Here is a 17,711-nt window from a genome sequence, read left to right as displayed (position 1 = left end):
ATAATTACTGAGACCGCTCCCCATGTTGGTTAACTACAATACACGCCGGTTTACGGAAGTGACGGCGGCAATTGTTACGACGGCGGCATTCGCAAAAACGTTCATTCCGTTTTATCTGGTCGGCTCGACACCCATTTTTGCCGCAACATGCGCGATCGGTGCTGCGCTCGTCGCCGTCCACTGGCGCGCACTGGGCGACATGGCAGGCTCGGTCCGTGACCTTCTTCTGATTCTGATAACCTTCTATGGTCTGGTGAGCATCAATTTCCTGGTTCAATCCCGGTCGGCCGTTCCGATAACGCACCTGATCGGGATCCTGAGTTTCCATGGACTATTCCTGATTTTTGGCTTCGCAGCCGCGCGCGCCCTGAACACAGTTCTTTTGGTGCTGCTTGGCGCCGCGGCCATATATTTGATGGTGATCGCCCAATACGCCGTCCGATCCGGCGACCTCATGCAGGGCGGCGTCATTCATGACGTATTTGGTGTCGGCAGCGCGGATATTTATCTCGCCCTGCACCAGAACATTGGGCAAGTACTCGGGGCGGCCGCGATTGCCGCGCTCGGACTGAGCCGTCATCGAACGATGCGAATTGCCGCCGTGGTGGCGTTGCCGTTTGCCTTGGCTTTCCTGTTTCACATCGCCGCCAGAGGCGCGCTCGTTGCGCTGATTTGCAGTCTCGCTTTTTTCGCCGCCGCGGAGTTGTGGGTTCGTTCAAGAAAGCAGGCTCTGGTCGGCTTGACGCTGGCGGTGATCACCGTTGCGGCGGCATCGGGTTGGTTCTATCAGCGGGCATTTCAGGGCCAGACCGTCGACCCCAAGGCCGGCGACGCGATTTCTCGCACCATTCGGGAAATTCAGGATCCGAATCCGGGCTTCCGCACGCAGATCTGGGCGCGGACGGCGAACAGCATAATTGCGGAGCCTGATCGGCTGCTGTTCGGTCGCGGAATCGGCATGTTCCCGGTGAATGAAGGAATGGGCGCACCCGATTGGCTGCTGCGCAAGGCTGAAGGATCCAAGCATTACCCCCACAATGTGTACCTCGAAATGCTCTATGAAACGGGGATTGCCGGCCTGCTGCTCATCACCATTCTCACCCTGTTGCCAATCGGCATTTCCCTGAATTTCTGGCGCACGTTGTCGGTTCCGGAAAAGTGCGCTGTGTTGTTGTACGTATTCAGCCTGGTAAGCTCCGAACTTTCCGGCGCCTTCGCGTTCTCCTACGCTTTCCAGTTTTTCTTCGCACTGGTGGTGGGAATTATCGCCCTGAAACGCATGGATATGGCCTCGGTTTCAGATCGGCCGCCTCCCCGGCAGCAGGCCCATATCTCGGCACTCTGAACGCATGCGTGGTCTCGGTGGTTCGACCAGCGACGCTTGCGTCATCGAAAATCGCCTGAATTTGTCGCGTCGCCTTCTATCCGATACCCCCTTGAAATTCATATTCTCCTGGCTCGGCTCACCTGCTAGGTCATCGATACCGAAAATCGGACAATCGCCAGTTATGCTCCTATGACCGTCCTTGCACTAACCACATCGCTGGCAATCGCGGCCACGGCCGCGGTGATATGTGCGATGCTGATTGTGGCGCTGCGTCCCCTGCTGCAGCGCTATGCGCTCGCAAGGCCGAATGCACGATCGTCGCATGTGACGCCGACGCCCCAGGGCGGGGGATTGGCCGTCATTGCCGCGACCGCCATCGGCGCGGCATTGACAGTTTTGTCCGGCTCGACCGCTTCAGGAACGGCCATTCTGATCGTGCTTGCTGCAGCTTTCTGCCTCGCTGCCGTAGGCATGGTCGACGATCTTCGCCCGATCCCGGTGATTCCCCGCCTGACGCTTCAACTGGCCGTGGTCGTGGTGCTGTTCACGGCCCTTCCGCCACAAATCCGAATCTTCGAGATCATCCCCGTTGCGATCGAGCGGGCATTCATCGTGCTGGGGATGCTCTGGTTCATCAATCTCGTCAATTTCATGGACGGTCTTGACTGGATGACGGTTGCCGAGATGGTTCCGTTGACTGTCGCGCTCGGTGTGATCGCGCTGCTGGGTGAGGCTCCTGCGGACATCCTGCCGATCGCGCTGGGGCTTGCCGGCGCCCTGTTGGGATTCGCGCCGTTCAACCGGCCCGTGGCCAAACTGTTCCTCGGCGACGTTGGCAGCCTGCCGATCGGCCTGCTCACCGGCTGGTGCCTGCTTGAACTGGCATCCCGTCAACACCTCGCCGCAGCCATTTTGCTCCCACTGTATTATCTGTCCGATGCGACCATCACCTTATTTTGGCGGCTGGCCAAAGGCGAACGGTTCTGGGACGCTCATCGATCGCACTTCTATCAGCGCGCGACGGATAACGGGTTCAGCGTCACGCAAGTCGTCGCCCGCGTGTTCCTGCTCAACCTCGCCTTGGCTGGCCTGGCGATGACGACGATCGCCGCTTCCTCAAGAAGCATCGATCTGACGATGCTGGCGCTTGGAGCTTTCGGTGTTGCGGCCGTCTTGTTTCAGTTTTCGCAGGCGCGTGTTGCGCAGACAGACCAGCGCTAGCGGTCAAGCCGCGGTCGATCCGAATTCGGGCACCGCGTCCTTGAGCACCGCCCTGATGGTGGCACGATCGTCTCTTGCAATCGCCTCCTCCAGTATCGCGAGCCACTTGCGAAGCACCTGCATCGGCGGCTCGTTGGGCTTGGCGGCCATGATGCCGGCCACACCGATCTCGATGGTCGGCTCCTCGCTGGCGAACAGGATTTCGTTCAGCCGTTCTCCCGGCCGCATTCCGCTAAAGACGATTTCGATGTCGTAACCGGGCTGCAGGCCGGACAGCCTTATCATGCGCTCGGCGAGATCGACGATCTTCACCGGTTGTCCCATGTTGAGCACATAGACCGAAACATCGGGACGTGCCGGCGTCATCGCATGCGTCGCGGCCGTGAGTACCAGATCGCAGGCCTCGCGGATGGTCATGAAGTACCTGACCATGTCGGGATGGGTGACCGTGACCGGACCGCCCGCCTCGATCTGCGCCTTGAACTTCGGCACGACAGATCCGTTCGACGCCAGCACGTTGCCGAACCGCACGGAAATCAGCCGCATCCGCGGCTTGCCGTCCAACTGCGTCGCCAGGTCATGGTCCAGCGCCTGGCAGTACATTTCGGCAAAGCGCTTGGTCAGGCCCAGCATCGAGACCGGCTCGATCGCCTTGTCGGTCGAAATCATCACCATCGCCTTGGCGCCGGCGGCCAGCGCTGCGTCGGCAACATTGACCGAGCCGAAGATGTTGGTCTTGACCCCCTCGCTCCAGTCGCGTTCGAGGATCGGCACATGCTTGAGCGCGGCGGCGTGGAACACGATATCCGGCTTGAACTCGCTCATCAGGCGCATGATCCGCTCGCGATCCCGGATATCGGCGATCCGGCCGTCGATCTGCGCAGCGGTCCCGCTCTCGACCAGCGATTCGGTGATCGCATAGAGCGCCGGTTCCGAATGCTCGATCACCAGCAGCCGCGCGGCGCCGAACGTCGTCACGCGTTCGCAAATTTCCGAACCGATCGACCCGCCGCCACCGGTCACGATGACGGATTTGCCCTTCACCAGGGTTTCGAGACGCGCGTAGTCGATGGTCTCGCTCGGACGCAGCAGCAGGTCCTCGACGGCAACCGTGGTCAGCCGCGGCGTTTCTCCGCTTTCCAGCGACGGCAGCCGGCTGACGATCATGCCGAGCCGGCGGGCGCGCATCAGTACCGCCTCGGGCCTCGCTTCCGGCTCGAACGCCGATGGCGCCATCACGAGGCGCGCGATCGGCTTGCCGCGCGCCTCGAAATCGCGAATCACATCCTCGATGTCGTCGATGCCGCCGAGCACGGGAATGTTGCGGATCAACTGCCCGCGATCAGCCGGCGACGGCGACAACACGCCGACCGGCCAGATGCGTTTGACGGCGCCACTCTCGATAGCGCGCAGCAGAATCTCGGCGTCCGCAGCGCGGCCGACCAGAAGTGCCGGCGAAGCGTTCTCGGCCTTCGCATGAAGTCGCGCGCGCGTGTAACGAAAATACCGATAGGCGAACCGCAATCCGCTCAGGAAGAACACCTCGAGAAACCAGTAGAGGATGATGGTGATCTTGCCGATAAAGAACGCACCCGGCACGTTCGGCGCGACCGGCATGCCAAGGACGTTCGGCGCAACGAACACGTAGTCGAGCACCACGAGCGCGAGCGTCAGGATCGTCGCCGCGCGCAGGATGTTCAACGCATCCGGCAGCGAAATGAACCGCCATTTCGTCGTGGTGAGATGGGAGAAGTAGCAAACGACAACGCTGAATACGACGAAAAAAGGCAGTATGCGCAGCAGCAACGGCAGGCGATCGTAGAACATGTCGCCTTCGAACCGGAGATAGAAGCTGGCAAACAACGCTGCGCCGGTCGCAAGCGCATCATGCGTTGCGATCAGCAGGTTCCGCAGCGTTAATTGGGAAAGACGCATCATGCTCTTGATCAACTAAACCTGTCCCGCAACGTCAAACCTCGCTGATAGCTCATCTCGATCACCCAAACCAGCGTTTACGGCCGGTGTTGCTGATCCGGGATTCGCTCAGCCTGTGGACGCCGGCATCGCGCTTCCGCCCCTGGTATCCTTGGCCTAAGTATCCTTGGCCCTCAGTATCATGCCGCCGGCCACTCCGACACCCAGCACGTACATCCAGCCCTCGTGGAAATCGAACAGATGCGAGTTGAACAATGAGCTGAAGAAGTTCTGCAGGACGACCATGAGGCCGATCCAGGCCACCAGGCCTTCGCCACGAAACAACAGCAGGTGCACCAGCCACATCGCATACAAGAGGACGACCCCGACGGAACCCCATTGGACCGCGACGTTAAGCGTCTGGTTATGCGGATTTCCGATTACCTCGCCCTGGGCAAGTCCCGCGGGACCGGTGGCGGCGGCCTCGAACAGCCTCCGCGTCGATCCGGTCCCGTGTCCGATGATCGGCGCCTCGGCAAAAAACCGCAGCGACTTCTCCCAGAATACCAGCCGCAAGCCGAGCGACGTCGGCTGGTTGAGTTCCTTGTACAACCGGTAATCTCGCGCGAACCTGTCCGTCGTCGCCTGCAACTGGGGCGACGCGATCCACGCCAGCCCGCCCAGCACGATCGCGGTCAGGAACAGGATGACGTTGGTCCGCCATTTCAGGTGCATCAGCGCGAATACCGCGAGCATGACCGGCATGGTGACGAGCGCTGTGCGCGACACGATGACGAACGCCATGTTGGCGAGCAGGCTTGCCGCAATCAAGATCAGCAGCAATGCCTGCCAGAACTTCTTGTCCCGCAACAGTGTGATGACGGGATAAGCGAGTACGACCGCGCACAGTGCAAATTCCTGGCTCTGGTCGATGTAGTTCTTGACGAAAATACCACGGTCGGCCCCCTCCGGTTTGAGCGACAGGCCGGGATATATCAGGACCAGCCAGGACATCACCATCAGCAGCGCGCAGGAGACCAGAAAGGCGACCAACACCCACATGCCGCGCGCCGAGCGTTCGAAATGATAGAACAGCAGCGGCAGTACAAGGAGCTTCGTTGCGGGACTGAGGGCGTACCTGCGCACGTCCCACGGCGCGTCGGACCAAAGCGTCCCGACCAGCGCCAGCAGAAACAGCGCGATCGGTAACGCGCAGATCGGCCGCTTCAGCGATTGCAGAAAAAGCCTCAAATCGAGCGTCGGCGCGAGCGCCAGCAGCCAGATCACGGCAAAGATGCCGACCAGCGAGGTTGACCAGGGCAGCGAGAACGCGATCAACACCGCGAAAATATCGGCAGCTTTCGTCCACCGGGCGGGATCGCGCCAGACCGGCAGCGCCTGGTCTGCCGGCGAAGTGGCCGTCCTGGCGTTCACGCTGCGCCCCCGCGGGCGCGGTCGACCAGCGAGGTCGTAGAGTGTCCGGGCAGGATATCGATCAGCAGCACCTCGCCGCCGCAGGCCTCGACGGCCTCATAGCCGACGACCTGCTCGCGGGTATAGTCGCCGCCCTTGACCAGCACGCTCGGTTTCACGCGCGTGATCAGGTCGATCGGCGTGTCCTCCTCGAAGATCGCGACGAGGTCGACCGCCTCCAGCGCCGCCAGCACTTCGGCGCGGGCGCGCTCGTCCTGCACCGGGCGCCCCTCGCCCTTCAGCCGCTTGACCGAGGCATCGCTGTTCAGTCCGACGATCAGGCGGTCGCAGGCGCCGCGCGCCGCGGTCAGCACTTTCACGTGGCCGGGATGCAGAATGTCGAAACAGCCATTGGTGAAACCGACGCGCAGGCCCTGTTTGCGCCATTCCGCCAGATGAACATCGAGGTCGCCGCCGGCCGCCACGATTTTTTCTTCGGCCGCCAGCGACGCATGCGGCAGGATTTTTCGCCGCAGTTCGGCCGGCGTGACGGTGGCGGTGCCCTTCTTGCCGACAGCAACGGCGGCCGCGGCATTCGCCATCCGCAGCGCGGTTTCCCAATCGGCGTTGGCGGCGAGCGTCAGCGCCAATACGGCCGCGACCGTGTCACCGGCGCCGGAGACGTCGCGCACCTTCACCGGAAGCGCCGGTACATGGATCGCGTCTCCGCCGCGAACGACCAGCGTCATGCCGTGTTCGCTTTGCGTCACCAGCATGGCTTCGCAATCGGCCAGGTACATCGCATCCTGGGCCGCATCGGCGATGCCCTGTTCGCTGTCGGCGCGGCTGCGGGTCGCTTCGGCGAACTCCTTGCGGTTGGGCGTCAGCAGTGTCGCACCGCGATAGATCGCCAGATTGGCGCTCTTGGGATCGACGATCACGCGCTTGCCGAGCTTCTTGGCGGCGTCGATGACGTTGCGGATTACCCGCGCCGTCAGCACGCCCTTGGCGTAATCGGACAGCAGTACGATGTCGGCGCGGGCGAGTTGCGGCAGGATGGCGTCGATCAGCTTTTGCTCGATGTCGGGCGCTGCCGGCTGCGCCAGTTCCCAGTCTGCGCGCAGCATATGGGTGGAAAAATGCTCGGAGACGAAACGCACTTTTCGCGTTGTCGGCCGGTTGGGATCGGACACCAGCACGGCCTCGATCCGGGTTTCACGCGAAAGCTCTGCCCGCAGTTTCGCGGCTGCTTCGTCTTCGCCGATCAATCCTGCAAAGATGCAGCGCGCGCCGAGCGAGGCGATATTGCGCGCGACATTGCCGGCGCCGCCGACATTGGTCTCGCTGCGCTGGACCGCAATGACAGGCGCTGGCGCCTCTGGCGAAATCCGTGAGACCTCGCCATAGATGAACTCGTCCAGCATGAGATCGCCGACGCACAGCACGGTACGGCTGGCAATGGCATGCGACAGGGCATCAAAATCAAACATATGGTCTTACCTGTGGCCCGTCAGCGGAAGCGATCGGCGCGGTCGAGGAACCCCTTCACGTAGGCGTCGACCGCGTCTTCCAGCGCCGTGAAGCCACCGTTATATCCGGCGTGCTGCAGCCGATCGACTTCGCTCTGGGTGAAATATTGATAGCTGCCGCGAATCTGTTCGGGCATGTCGATATACTCAATGTTCGGCTTGGCGCCGAGCGCGGCGTAGGCCGCGAGCATCAGGTCGCGAAAGCTGCGGGCGGTGCCGGTGCCAACGTTGAACAGACCGCTGACACCGGGCGTCGCCAGCAGCCAAATCATCACGCGAACGACGTCGTCGACATAGATGAAATCGCGGCGCTGATCGCCGTCCGCAATGCCTTCGCGGTGCGACTTGAACAATTGCACGGGGCGACCGGCCTTGACGTCGTCGAAGCGCCGCGCCAGCACGCTCATCATCGTGCCTTTATGATATTCATTGGGCCCGAACACGTTGAAGAATTTTAGCCCGGCCCATTGCGGCGGCAACCGCTCGCCGCGCGCGGCGCGTTCGGCCACCGCCATGTCGAACAGATGCTTGCTCCAGCCGTACAGATTCATCGGCCGCAGCTTTTTCAGGTTTTCCACGGACTGGTCATCGCGAAAGCCTCGCTCACCATCGCCATAGGTGGCCGCAGAGGACGCATAGATCAGCGGCGTCGCGTTCGAGGTGCACCAGTCGAGCAGCCGCATCGACAGCCGGAAATTGGTTTCGATGACGAGATCGCCGTCGGTCGCGGTCGTCTCGGAAATGGCCCCGAGATGGATCACGGCGTCGAGCCGCCGGCCCTTCAGCCAGTCCATCAGTTCCGCCGGCGGAACGAAGTCGGCGAGCTGGCGCTTGGCGAGATTGTGCCATTTGCCGTCATGGCCGAGGATGTCGCACACGGCCACGTCGGTGCGGCCCGCGTCGTTCAACGCGGCCACGACGTTCGATCCGATAAAACCGGCGCCACCGGTCACCAGCAACATGCCGTCCCCTGCCGTGATTGTGCGGCGCCAGCTTTGCCTCAGACGCGCCCGGCAGGCAACTTTGGTTGTGGGCCTTGGTGAAGACCGCCGGGTGCGGCTTTACCTGCCGGTTAGGAGCGGTTACCTCCGGAGCCGGAAAAGGCCGGGCGCCAGACGCATAAGACATGAATACAGATTCATCAGATGGGATCGCGATCGAGGATTCGGCCGACACCAGGCCGATCCTGATCATCCCGTATATGTGGATCGGCGACTTCGTCCGAGGCCATACGGTGGTGCGCGTCCTCAAGCAGCGCTGGCCGAACCGGCCGGTCGATTTGCTGGTGACCTCCCTTTGCGCCCCCCTGGTCGATTACATGCCGGGGGTCCGCGCCGGGATTGTCTGGGACCTGCCGCGCAGCAGGCTGGCGGTGGCCAGGCAGCAGGGTCTGGCCAGGGAATTGCGGTCGCGGGGCTATGCGACCGCCCTGGTCCTGCCCCGGACCTGGAAGGCGGCGATCGCGCCGGCGCTGGCCGGTATCCCGGAACGGGTAGGCTTCTTCGGCGAAGCCCGGTTCGGGCTGATCAACCGGATGCGCTGGGGCGAGAAGGCCCTGCCCCGCTTTATCGACAAGAATGCCGCGCTGGCGCTGCCCGATGGCGCGCCGTTGCCGCCGGAATGGCCGGTGCCGCAATTGGCCGTGCCGCCGGAGGATTCCAGCCATTGGCGGCAGGCCAATGGGCTGGGTACGGGGCCTGCGGTGGCGCTGGGGCCGGGCTCTGTCGGTGCGTCCAAGCGCTGGACCTATTTCCCGGAAGCGGCCCGGCTGCTGGCAGAACGCGGCTTTGAGGTCTGGGTGGTCGGCGGTCCCGGCGAAAAGGCGCTGGCGCAGGAGATCGTGGCCGTCGGGGGACCTCGAATCCGCGACCTCACCGGGTCAGACCTGCGCAACGGAATCCTGGCGATGGCGGCAGCCAGCGTCGCCATCTCAAATGATTCCGGCCTGATGCACATTGCGGCCGCGATCGGCACGCCGACCATGGGCATTTTCGGGCCGACCAGCCCCTATCTCTGGGCACCGCTGAACGGCCTGGCTGCGACGGTCCTGCAAACCAGATCGCAGCTTGCCTGCCAGCCCTGCCAGCGCACGGTCTGCACCATGAACGAGCATCGCTGCATGCGCGACATCCCGGCATCCGACGTGGTCGAGATCGTGCAGCGCGTGCTCGGCGAAGCCCGCGCGCGTGCGCAGCTCCCCCCGTGACCTTGCGCATGGACCGCACGATCAGTACCAAGACTTCCAAGGTAGAACTTGCGCGTTGCAACCCTGACGGTGCATTTTGAGCCAGAATTCGAAAGACCTGATCGCCGCCCACCTGAAAGAGTCGCTCGTCGCGCTCGAACGCGCCAACAGCGACGCGGCACTGCTCGCCGTCGCGCACGCCATTGCAGCCGCGATCATTGCGGCGCTGCGCGCCGGCAACAAGCTTCTGATCATCGGCAATGGCGGCAGCGCCGGCGACGCCCAGCACATCGCCGCCGAAATCGTCGGCCGCTACAAGCAGGACCGGCCCGGCTACGCGGCGATTGCGCTCACGACAGACACGTCGGCGCTGACGGCAATCGGCAATGATTACGGCTATGAACAGATTTTCGCCCGCCAGGTTGAAGGCCTCGGCGTGCGCGGCGACGTGCTGCTCGCGCTCACCACGTCGGGCCGCTCGCCGAACATCCTGACGGCATTGCGCAAGGCGCGCGAGCGCGGTCTTGTCACGGTCGGCTTCACCGGGGGCAAGGGCGCGGCCATGGGCGCGGATTGCGATCATCTGCTGGTGGCGCCGACCGACGACACACCGGTGGTGCAGCAGATCCATCTCGCGATGGGTCACGGCATCTGCGACGAGATCGAGCAGGCCATGATGCGCGAGGCCTCTCCGAAATGAGCGGCGCCGACCTCGCCCGCGCCATCCAGAAGCCCGCCGCCTTCCTCGACCGCGACGGGGTCGTCAACCATGACGACGGCTATGTTGGAACGCGGGAACGGATTCGCTGGATGCCGAATGTGGCAAAGGCGATCCGGCGGCTGAACGATGCCGGCTATTTCGTGTTCTTCTTCACCAACCAGGCCGGTATCGCGCGCGGTTATTTCACCGAAGCCGAACTCAACACGCTGCATGACTGGATGCGCGCCGAGCTCGCGGCGCAAGGCGCCGTCATCGACGATATCAGGTACTGCCCGCACCACCCGGAAGGCACCGTCGCCGGCTATCTCGAAAATCATCATTGGCGCAAGCCAAGCCCCGGCATGATCCATGATCTGATGGCGCACTGGCCGGTGCGTCAGGCGGGCAGCTTTGTCATTGGCGACCGCCCGACCGATATCGAGGCTGGGGCAGCCGTCGGCCTGCCGGGTTTTCTTTTTGCAGGCGGCGACCTCGATGCGTATGTCGCAGATATTCTAAGGCAGGTGTGCGCTGCGTGACTTGCTACCTTCCGAGGCTCCCCTCAGCATCGGATCGTTTCTACGGTAGTACCAAGTGGTATAGGGTCCAAACGCTTCCGGGCGACTGGCCAGTCAACCCAAACGACCATCTCACCAAGTGAGGAGGGTTTCTTGATTCTGCCTTGGACACTACTGTCGAGCGAAATGGTCTTCGACCACCGTTGGTATAAGCTCCGGCGAGACACCGTTAAATTGCCTGACGGGCGCGTTGTTGACGATTACTTTGTCTCGCAGCGGCCCAGTGTGGCTATTGCGGTCCCGATCACAACAGAAAACAAGCTTATCCTTGTTCGGCAGTATAAGCATGCCGTGCAGGCAATCACGCTGGAATTCCCGGCCGGCACCTTTCGGTCGGAATCACCTGTGACGGCAGCAGCGCGGGAGCTCGAAGAAGAGACCGGCTATTCGCCGAGCAGCATGATGGACTTGGGAACCTGCTTTGACGATTCAAGCAAGAATTCGAATCTAGTGCATATTTTCCTTGCGAGCGGATGTGAGCTGACAGGAAAGCAACGCCTTGACGAGTTGGAAGCGGCGTCAGGAGTCGAAGTTGTATTAATGTCGCTGCAGGAAGTGATCAAGGCGCTCGAAGACGGAGAAATAAAATCCATGTCTTCAGTTGCCGCGGGCTATAAGGCGCTCCGCGCAATCGGAGCGTAAAATCACGAAGGCAAGTATCGGCCGCTTGTCGCTGAATGGCCCTTCGCGGCATATTCCGCACGAGCTTGGTCGCTAACGGGGCGAAGCGGACTAGCCTCGCGTCACGCGCAACGGATTTACAGCTACACGGCCTAGCCGAAGAGGAATCGAACATGGCCGATCAACCACGCGGCGTTGGGCCGGAAGAAGCGCGGACGAAAGGCATCTCGATCGAACATAACGAAATGCCAAACGGCGAATTTCGATTTCGCCTGAAGCACGACGATGGAACGGCCTATATCCGGACCGAGGCGACCGACAGCGGCGGCTGGCAAAAGAGCCATTATCACCGCAACGTTCGCGAAACCTATATCGTCCAGCGGGGCAGAATGGCTCTCGCCGAACTGGTCGAAGGCGCTTTGACGATCCGCATATTCGGACCGAACGAGATATGCACCACCGAGCCGAACGTTTCGCACAACGTTTACATGTATCGCCATTCGGTCATTCACACCGTCAAGCACGGCGAGGCCGGCGATAGCGCCGACTGGCACTCAAGTCCTCTTCTTGATGAGAAAACAGCTCATCTGGATGAATCGGACATCACGCGTTTGGAGACGAAATAGAAAGACCGCGATAAACCTCGGCGATCGCATTGGCTTCAGCTTCGAGACTAAACTTCTCCAGCACGCGCGCTCGCGCCCGCATCCCCATCGCTGCCGCCGAGGCAGGATCGCGCATCAGCGGTTCCAGCGCCGCCACCAAGGCATCAGCGTCGCCGGGCGGCATCAACACGCCGGTGACGCCGTCCTCGACCACGAATTCGGCCGCGCCCGCCCGCGACGCCACCAGCGCCGCGCCGGACGACATCGCCTCGATCAGCGTCAATCCAAAGCCTTCGTTGCGCGAGGTGAAGGCGTAGATCGTCAGCCGCTGATACCAGCGCTGCACTTCCTCGATCTCGATCTCGCCGGTAATGATAATTCGTGACTGCAAACCGGCAGCCTCGATCTGCTTTTTCAGGCCATTCGCAAAGCCCTGCTGCTCGGGCACAACAGCGCCGACGATGACAGCCGTGAAGTCCCGATAGCGCGGCAGCAGCCGGCACATCGCCTCCACGAAGACGTCGCTGCCCTTTTGCGCGCGGACACGGCCGAAGCAGCCGATCGCATAACGGCCCGGCAATCCGCTTTGCGCAAACGCCGCCGCGCGATCGGCCGGCGGCGCATAGCTGATAGTATCGACGCCATGCATCACGACCGTTGCTTCACGTTTAAGGAAAGAGGCCGAGAGCGCGCTGGTGGCGATGATCGCGTCCATGCGCCGGATCAGCCAGCGCGTCAGCGATTTATGATGCCGCTGCGCCGCCGACGTGAACACGAGCTTCAGCGGCCAGCCGAGCGCGCGCAACAACACGCCGGCAATCATTTCGTCGTTGCGCCGCGCGTGCCAGATCAGCGGTGTGCGGCGGCGCCAGAGTTTTGGCAAATCGCCGAAACCCATCCGCGCAATGCCGTCAGGGGCGTGGGAACCGAGCCATGCCGCGCGAAACATTTGGGCGAGTTTCGGCGCCACCATCCGGTTGGTTGCGGTGACGCCGGAATAGCGCCTGTGCAGATTCGGCACGATCAGCTGCAGATCATCGGCTGAATTGTTCTCGATCGGCACGTCCGGCTCCGTTTACGAGGGTTCCTATACGCAACATTAAGCATAGTGGCCAGTTCGCTCATGACGAAACCCACTCTTCACCGCGCCCCGGCTAGCATCGGCGGCAACAACTGGGAGAGAGGGTAAGCCCATGACCGTGCTTGTCACCGGTGGCGCCGGCTATATCGGAAGTCATATGGTTCACGCGCTGGCGGACGCCGGCGAAAGCGTCGTCGTGATCGACAATCTCTCCACCGGATTCTCCGCCTTCCTGCCCGAGGGCGTGCCGCTGTTCATCGGCGACGCCGGCGACGAAAACCTCGTCGAGGGCGTGCTGTCCCAGCACGGCGTCGAGAGCATCATCCATTTCGCCGGCTCGGTGGTGGTGCCGGATTCGATGCGCGATCCCCTGGCTTATTACCGCAACAACACCATGACGACGCGCAGCCTGCTGAACGCGGCCGTCAAGGGCGGCGTCAACCGCTTCATCTTTTCGTCGACCGCCGCCGTCTATGGCAATCCGGATGCTGTGCCGGTGCCCGAGCATGCGCCGACCCGGCCGCTGTCGCCCTACGGCTCTTCCAAGCTGATGACCGAACTGATGCTGCACGACGTCGCCGCGGCGCACGATCTGAAATATGTCGCGCTGCGTTACTTCAATGTCGCCGGCGCCGATCCGAAGGGACGCGTCGGCCTTGCCACCGTCGGTGCAACGCATCTTCTGAAGATCGCCGTCGAAGCCGCCACCGGACAGCGCGCCAAGATCGACGTGTTCGGGACCGATTATCCGACGCCGGACGGCAGCTGCATCCGCGATTTCATCCATGTCAGCGACCTCGCGCAGGCGCACCTCGCCGCGCTGTCGTATCTGCGCAGCGGCGGCAGTTCGGTCACGCTGAACTGCGGCTATGGCCGCGGCTATTCGGTGCTGGAGACCATCGAGGCGGTGCGCCGCGTCGCGATGCGCAATTTCGCGGTCCAGTACGCGCCGCGCCGGCCCGGCGACATCATGACCATGGTCGCCGACACCAGCCGCATCCGCGCCACGCTGGACTGGACGCCGCAATATGATGATCTCGAGACCATCGCCACCCACGCGCTGGCCTGGGAAGAGCGGCTGTTCCACGAGCGCGGCGGCCTCGGCCGGCAAGCGGAATCGGCGTAAAATCAAGCTGTTATTTGGCTTGAAAAACCGTCATTTAGCGGGCAAGCAGTCACCGTAGCAGCCCTGACACGCGGGTAATTCATGCCCAGCGCCGTCAATGGAACGCGGATGACCGAGCTTCCAAGAGAAATTCCGAGAAAAATCACCGACGACCCCTATGGCGCGGCGATCCTGATTCGCCGCCTGGTGGCCGAACAGGGCCTCGCCTACTGGCGGCGCTATCTGCTGGCGTTCGCGCTGATGGGGGTTGCAGCGGCGACGACGGCCGGTTCCGCCTATCTGCTCGGCGAAGTCATCAACAAGGCCTATGTCGACAAGGACGTGCGCGGGATTGCGATCCTGTCGCTGGTCACCATCGTCATCTTCACGCTCAAGGGTGCGGCGACCTACGGCCACACCGTGATCCTGTCGCAGATCGGCAACGCGATCCTCGCCAACAACCAGCGCCAGCTGTTCGCCAAGCTGATGAGCGAAAACATCGCCTTCTTTTCCGAACGGCATTCCTCGGAATTTCTGGCACGGCTGACCGCCGGCGCCACGTCGGTGACGCAGGTCCTCAATCTCCTGATCAACGCCATCGGACGCGATCTGCTGTCGCTGATCGCGCTCGTCGTGGTCATGCTGATGACGGACCCGTACATGGCGCTGCTGGGTTTCGGCGTGGCCCCCCCGGCGATGCTGGTGCTGCGCAAGCTCGTCAAGCGCATCAAGGGCCTTGCGCATAACCAGTTCTCCGGCACCGCCGACATCATGGAAACCATGCAGGAATCGCTGCAGGGCATCCGCACCGTGAAAGCGTTCACGCTCGAGCAGGCGATGCGCGAGCGCATCGACGCCAGCATCACCGCCGTCGAACGTAATGCCAACAAGATGGCGCGGGTCTCCAGCCGATCGAGCCCGCTGATGGAAACGCTGGGCGGTTTCGCGATCGCCGCGGGGCTGATGTATGGCGGCTATCGCGTGGTCGCGATGGGCGCCTCGCCCGGCCAGTTCTTTTCGTTCCTGACCGCGTTCCTCCTGGCCTATGAGCCGGCCAAGCGGCTGGCGCGGCTCAATATCGAGTTGAACAGCAATCTGATCGGCGCGCGCAAGCTGCTGGAAATCGTCGACAGCCCGCCGACCGAGCCCGCCGACGACGACAAGCCTGCCCTGAAGCTCTCGGACGCGCGGGTCGAGTTTCGCGACGTGACCTTCGGTTACCGGCCGAACGAGCCGGTGCTGCGCCGCATGAGCTTCATCGCCGAACCCGGCAAGACCACCGCTTTGGTCGGCCCGTCCGGCGGCGGCAAATCCACCGTGCTGGCGCTGCTGCTGCGGCTCTACGAGGTGGGCGACGGCGCCATCCTGATCGATGGGCAGGCGATCTCGGGCGTGTCGCGCCATTCGCTGCGCCAGCAAACCGGCTATGTCGGCCAGGACGTCTATTTGTTCCGCGACACCATCGGCGCCAACATCGCCTTCGGCAAGGTCGGCGCCACCAGGGACGAAATCGAGGCCGCCGCCAAGGCCGCCTGTGCCCACGACTTCATCATGGGTTTTCCGCTCGGCTACGACACCCCGGTCGGCGAGCACGGTACGCAACTCTCCGGCGGCCAGCGCCAGCGCATCGCGGTGGCCCGCGCGCTGATCAAGAACGCGCCGATCATCCTGCTGGACGAGGCCACCGCCGCGCTGGATTCGGAATCCGAAAAAGCCGTACAGGAAGCCATCGAGCATCTGTGCCGGAACCGGACCACGATCGTGATCGCCCACCGCCTGCACACCATCATGCACGCCGACGCCATTCTGGTGGTCGAAGGCGGCGAGATCGTCGAGCGCGGCCAGCATGACGACCTGTTGCGGCGCGGCGGGCGCTACGCCTCGTTCTTCCGCCTGCAACAGCGCAGCCATCCCAGTCTGGCGCCGATCAGCGCAACCGCGTAAAGCTATCGCCGCCGTTCCACCCCAAAACCCGTCCAGAGACCCATTTCATGAACGCCGCATCCTACGTCATTCCCGCTCCCCCGCAGCCTTCGCTTCCCGTCGTCGGTGAATCGAAATCCTATCCCGTGCGCCGCATCTGGTGCGTCGGGCGCAACTATCTCGAGCACATCCGCGAGATGGGCAATGACGAGCGCGCGCCGCCGTTCTTCTTCGCCAAGCACGCCGACATGCTGGTGGCCGATGGCGCCACCATCCCCTACCCGCCGCTGACCAAGGACCTGCATCACGAGGTCGAACTGGTCGTCGCGATGAAGGGCGGCGGCCTCAATATTCCCGCCGAGAAGGCGCTCGACCATGTCTACGGCTATGCCGTCGGCATCGACCTGACCCGCCGCGACCTGCAGATCGCCTCGCGCAAAAAGGAGCGCCCGTGGGAAGTCGGCAAGTCGTTCGACTATTCCGCGCCCTGCTCGGCGCTGCAGCCGGCCTCGAAGATCGGCCATCCCGCCAAGGGCAAGATCTGGCTTACCGTCAACGGCGCCGAAACCCAGAAGGGCGACCTCACCGAGCTGATCTGGAACGTGCCTGAAATCATCTGGCAGCTTTCGCAGCAGGTCGCGCTCGCCGCCGGCGACATCATCATGACGGGTACGCCGGCCGGCGTCTCCCAGCTCAAGCCGGGCGACAAGATCGAATGCGGCGTCGACGGCGTCGGCACGCTGAAGGTTGCGATCGGCAATCCGGAATAGACAGTCGCGAAACGCATACTGCAAAAAGCAGAGCCCCGGATCTGATCCGGGGCTTTTTCCGGGGATGTCTTATGAAGCCGCGAAGCGTCGGATACGGAAGCACTCTCGCGACTAGACCGTCGTGAGGCCGAACATATCCCAGGCGCTCCAACCGGTGCCATCGAAGGCCCGGACGTACATGGTTTCCGAGCCACCGGCCGTCCCGCCCCTTATCCAGACATTTGCAAGGTCGGAGGCAGCGACGGTAATTTCGGTTCCTGCCGCGTTATGAGAATTGTTGGGCGTCCAGATATAGGCACTGTTGGCACCGCTGCCGCCATCCCAGAACTGATACTGGGTTGCGGCATTGCCATCGGCATCGGAATAATTGACCCAGCTCGATACCTGCGCCCACGTATTCGCGTTCACACTGTGATCGTTGATCGTCGCCACCGGCGCCGTGTTCGGGGTTGTGGTGAATACGAAGCTGTCCCAGGCGCTCCAACCGGTGCCATCGAAGGCCCGGACGAACATGGTTTCCGAGCCACCGGCCGTCCCGCCCCTTATCCAGACATTTGCAAGGTCGGAGGCAGCGACGGTAATTTCGGTTTCTGCCGCGTTATGAGAATTGTTGGGCGTCCAGATATAGGCACTGTTGGCACCGCTGCCGCCATCCCAGAACTGATACTGGGTTGCGGCATTGCCATCGGCATCGGAATAATTGACCCAGCTTGATACCTGCGCCCACGTATTCGCGTTC

The 17,711-nt window shown here is 62.6% G+C and carries 15 protein-coding genes and 1 pseudogene; 10 read left to right on the top strand and 6 right to left on the bottom strand.

Annotated features, from left to right (window positions below; translation table 11 throughout):
* Positions 1 to 22 precede the first annotated feature (22 nt).
* Positions 23 to 1,345 (top strand): O-antigen ligase, encoded by a 1,323-nt coding sequence (locus JQ611_RS30115; protein WP_212467478.1) that lies wholly within the window; start codon positions 23 to 25, stop codon positions 1,343 to 1,345.
* Positions 1,346 to 1,516: 171 nt separating this feature from the next.
* On the top strand, positions 1,517 to 2,548 hold the full coding sequence (locus JQ611_RS30110; protein WP_212268941.1) for a glycosyltransferase family 4 protein: 1,032 nt from the start codon (positions 1,517 to 1,519) through the stop codon (positions 2,546 to 2,548).
* 3 nt (positions 2,549 to 2,551) lie between these two features.
* On the opposite strand, the gene JQ611_RS30105 is transcribed toward JQ611_RS30110, so the two are convergent.
* The 4 genes from JQ611_RS30105 to rfaD all read right to left on the bottom strand — a co-directional run bounded on the left by JQ611_RS30105 (position 2,552) and on the right by rfaD (position 8,366).
* Positions 2,552 to 4,486 carry an SDR family NAD(P)-dependent oxidoreductase gene (locus JQ611_RS30105; protein WP_212268940.1) on the bottom strand — a complete coding sequence of 645 codons (1,935 nt, stop codon included), beginning with the start codon at positions 4,484 to 4,486 and terminating at the stop codon, positions 2,552 to 2,554.
* A gap of 153 nt (positions 4,487 to 4,639) precedes the next feature.
* Entirely contained in the window at positions 4,640 to 5,896 is a 1,257-nt protein-coding gene (locus JQ611_RS30100; protein ID WP_212467477.1) for an O-antigen ligase, read from the bottom strand.
* A complete protein-coding gene (gene rfaE1, locus JQ611_RS30095) occupies positions 5,893 to 7,365 on the bottom strand; it encodes a D-glycero-beta-D-manno-heptose-7-phosphate kinase (protein WP_212467476.1) in 1,473 nt (490 codons plus the stop codon). Before rfaE1 ends, JQ611_RS30100 begins: the two co-directional genes overlap by 4 nt.
* Before the next feature lie 20 nt (positions 7,366 to 7,385).
* Complete coding sequence (gene rfaD / locus JQ611_RS30090; protein ID WP_212467475.1) at positions 7,386 to 8,366, bottom strand: ADP-glyceromanno-heptose 6-epimerase; 981 nt, start codon at positions 8,364 to 8,366, stop codon at positions 7,386 to 7,388.
* 164 nt (positions 8,367 to 8,530) lie between these two features.
* On the opposite strand from rfaD, the gene waaF reads away from it, so the two are divergent.
* The 5 genes from waaF (at position 8,531) to JQ611_RS30065 (ending at position 12,114) form a co-directional block, all read left to right on the top strand.
* Positions 8,531 to 9,610 carry a lipopolysaccharide heptosyltransferase II gene (gene waaF / locus JQ611_RS30085; protein ID WP_212268936.1) on the top strand — a complete coding sequence of 360 codons (1,080 nt, stop codon included), beginning with the start codon at positions 8,531 to 8,533 and terminating at the stop codon, positions 9,608 to 9,610.
* A 76-nt stretch (positions 9,611 to 9,686) separates the two neighbouring features.
* Positions 9,687 to 10,289, top strand: a complete 603-nt coding sequence (locus JQ611_RS30080; RefSeq protein WP_212467474.1) for a D-sedoheptulose 7-phosphate isomerase — start codon at positions 9,687 to 9,689, stop codon at positions 10,287 to 10,289.
* Entirely contained in the window at positions 10,286 to 10,828 is a 543-nt protein-coding gene (locus JQ611_RS30075; RefSeq protein ID WP_212268934.1) for an HAD family hydrolase, read from the top strand. Before JQ611_RS30080 ends, JQ611_RS30075 begins: the two co-directional genes overlap by 4 nt.
* Positions 10,829 to 10,960: 132 nt before the next feature.
* A complete protein-coding gene (locus JQ611_RS30070; RefSeq protein WP_212268933.1) occupies positions 10,961 to 11,509 on the top strand; it encodes an NUDIX hydrolase in 549 nt (182 codons plus the stop codon).
* A 152-nt stretch (positions 11,510 to 11,661) separates the two neighbouring features.
* Complete coding sequence (locus JQ611_RS30065) at positions 11,662 to 12,114, top strand: hypothetical protein (protein ID WP_212268932.1); 453 nt, start codon at positions 11,662 to 11,664, stop codon at positions 12,112 to 12,114.
* Here the strand turns inward: JQ611_RS30065 and JQ611_RS30060 are convergent.
* Positions 12,092 to 13,156, bottom strand: a complete 1,065-nt coding sequence (locus tag JQ611_RS30060) for a glycosyltransferase family 4 protein (RefSeq protein WP_212467473.1) — start codon at positions 13,154 to 13,156, stop codon at positions 12,092 to 12,094. The two genes, JQ611_RS30065 and JQ611_RS30060, sit on opposite strands and share 23 nt — an antisense overlap.
* Positions 13,157 to 13,286: 130 nt before the next feature.
* Between JQ611_RS30060 and galE the strand changes: the two genes are divergently transcribed.
* The 3 genes from galE (at position 13,287) to JQ611_RS30045 (ending at position 16,972) form a co-directional block, all read left to right on the top strand.
* On the top strand, positions 13,287 to 14,300 hold the full coding sequence (gene galE / locus JQ611_RS30055) for a UDP-glucose 4-epimerase GalE (RefSeq protein WP_212268930.1): 1,014 nt from the start codon (positions 13,287 to 13,289) through the stop codon (positions 14,298 to 14,300).
* Between the two features lie 108 nt (positions 14,301 to 14,408).
* The gene (locus tag JQ611_RS30050) at positions 14,409 to 16,223 is read left to right on the top strand and encodes an ABC transporter ATP-binding protein (RefSeq protein WP_212268929.1); all 1,815 of its coding nucleotides are present in this window, start codon (positions 14,409 to 14,411) and stop codon (positions 16,221 to 16,223) included.
* A 47-nt stretch (positions 16,224 to 16,270) separates the two neighbouring features.
* A complete protein-coding gene (locus JQ611_RS30045; RefSeq protein WP_212268928.1) occupies positions 16,271 to 16,972 on the top strand; it encodes a fumarylacetoacetate hydrolase family protein in 702 nt (233 codons plus the stop codon).
* A 111-nt stretch (positions 16,973 to 17,083) separates the two neighbouring features.
* Here the strand turns inward: JQ611_RS30045 and JQ611_RS30040 are convergent.
* Positions 17,084 to 17,711, bottom strand: a pseudogene (locus tag JQ611_RS30040) (hypothetical protein); the annotation flags it as partial.

This window comes from Bradyrhizobium sp. AUGA SZCCT0182 (assembly GCF_018130185.1).
Lineage (GTDB): Bacteria > Pseudomonadota > Alphaproteobacteria > Rhizobiales > Xanthobacteraceae > Bradyrhizobium.
This window is presented reverse-complemented; position numbering and strand designations above follow the sequence as displayed.